The sequence below is a fragment of the Mesorhizobium sp. M7A.F.Ca.CA.004.04.2.1 genome, assembly GCF_004022825.1.
In the GTDB taxonomy this organism is placed as follows: Bacteria; Pseudomonadota; Alphaproteobacteria; order Rhizobiales; family Rhizobiaceae; genus Mesorhizobium.
The window spans coordinates 1-1578 of the sequence record NZ_RZPH01001220.1 but is presented as its reverse complement, the minus strand read 5'-3'; the positions used below and the strand labels follow the sequence as shown (position 1 = coordinate 1578).

At 59.9% G+C, this 1578-nt stretch carries 3 protein-coding genes; all 3 read right to left on the bottom strand.

Annotation, left to right across the window (positions count from 1 at the left end):
- The coding region (locus EN893_RS33205; protein ID WP_164901356.1) for an ATP-binding cassette domain-containing protein at window positions 1–582 on the bottom strand (582 nt) is incomplete at its 3' end.
- 124 nt (window positions 583–706) lie between these two features.
- Window positions 707–1156 carry a MucR family transcriptional regulator gene (locus tag EN893_RS33200; protein ID WP_127268153.1) on the bottom strand — a complete coding sequence of 150 codons (450 nt, stop codon included), beginning with the start codon at window positions 1154–1156 and terminating at the stop codon, window positions 707–709.
- A 162-nt stretch (window positions 1157–1318) separates the two neighbouring features.
- The coding region (locus EN893_RS33195; protein ID WP_245490949.1) for a hypothetical protein at window positions 1319–1578 on the bottom strand (260 nt) is incomplete at its 5' end.

Genomic DNA, 1578 nt, shown 5'->3' with positions numbered 1-1578 from the left:
GTGCGGATATTTCGAAACGTAGTTTTCCAGCCACAGCGTGCCTTCGAGATCGAGATAGTTGGTCGGCTCGTCGAGCAGCAGCAGGTCGGGCTCGGCAAACAGCACCGCAGCAAGCGCCACGCGCATGCGCCAGCCGCCGGAGAAGGACGAGGCCGGACGCCGTTGCGCAGCGTCGTCGAAGCCGAGGCCGGCGAGAATGGTGGCGGCGCGGGATTCGGCTGAGTGCGCGTCGATATCGGCCAGCCGCATATGGATGTCGGCGATGCGGTGCGGATCGGTCGCCGTCTTTTCTTCTTCGAGCAGCGCCGTGCGTTCGAGATCGGCCTTGAGCACGATCTCGATCAGCGCGTCCTCGGTGCCCGGCGCTTCCTGCGCCACCTGGCCGATGCGGGTGCTCTTCGGCAGGCTGATCGAGCCTGTCTCGGACGGGAAATCGCCGGTGATGGCCTTGAACAGCGTCGTCTTGCCGGTACCGTTGCGGCCGACAAGGCCGGCCTTGGTGCCGGCCGGCAAGGTCAGCGAAGCATGGTCGAGAAGCAGGCGTCCGGCCATGCGGAGCGATAGGTCGTTGATGATCAGCATGGCCGCGCTTTTGCACCGGACATCAACGCTTCGCAAGGCCTTGCCGGCCAGTTGGCCGCACAAGGCCTCGAAACGACGCCAGCGAGGGCGTCGTCAAAGCAGCCGAACAGTGGCTTGCCTGCTCTCAGGCAGTCGCCTTGCGCTTCGTTGCCTTGGCGACAGCGGCCGGCGCTGCTGCCGGCTTGCGGCCAAGTCCCGTCGACTTTGCCAGCGCCGATCGCGTCGCCGAGTAGTTTGGCGCAACCATCGGATAGTCCGGCGGCAAGCCCCATTTGGCCCGATAATCGTCCGGGCTCAGGCCGTAGTCGGTCCGCAGATGCCGCTTGAGCGACTTGAACTTCTTTCCGTCCTCAAGGCAAATGATGTAGTCGGGAAACACCGACTTCTTCGGATTGACTGCCGGAACCAGGTTTGGAGTTTCCGCGACAACTGCACCAGCGAGCTTGCGAACCGAAGCACTGACGCTGGCAATCAACTCAGGCAGGCCGGCAGCAGGAAGCGGATTGTTGCCTACATAGGCCGAGACAATATCGGCCGTCAGCTCGATAACGGTCTTATCATCGATATTTGACAATTCTTTCACCTTATTTGCGACAAAATCCTCCACCCCAGCGAAGACTTGTGTCGATGTATCTCTTTAACCGCGTCCCCCAACGGACCGCCAAGTCTCATAAAAGAATGAAGAATCGGCAAAAATAGCATTCATGCGAAATCGACGCCGTGCAAATTAGAAAATCTAATACTTGGAACCAGCAGACTTAGCGGCAGGACTTTCGTCCAATATCTCCAGAATACGCTTCCAGCGGGCGCAACGCGCGAAATCCTTTTGTTCTATCGCCTTTTCGGCCCTCATCGCGGCGTAGAGCGGTGCCTCGGCGCCGAATTCGTCGATCAGCCAATGCGCTTCCTGATTGGCCAGACGCTCATTCTCGTCAAACATGGTTTTCGACCTCCGAACGTTCCACACCGACCGCGACACAACTGCCGATGACGAGG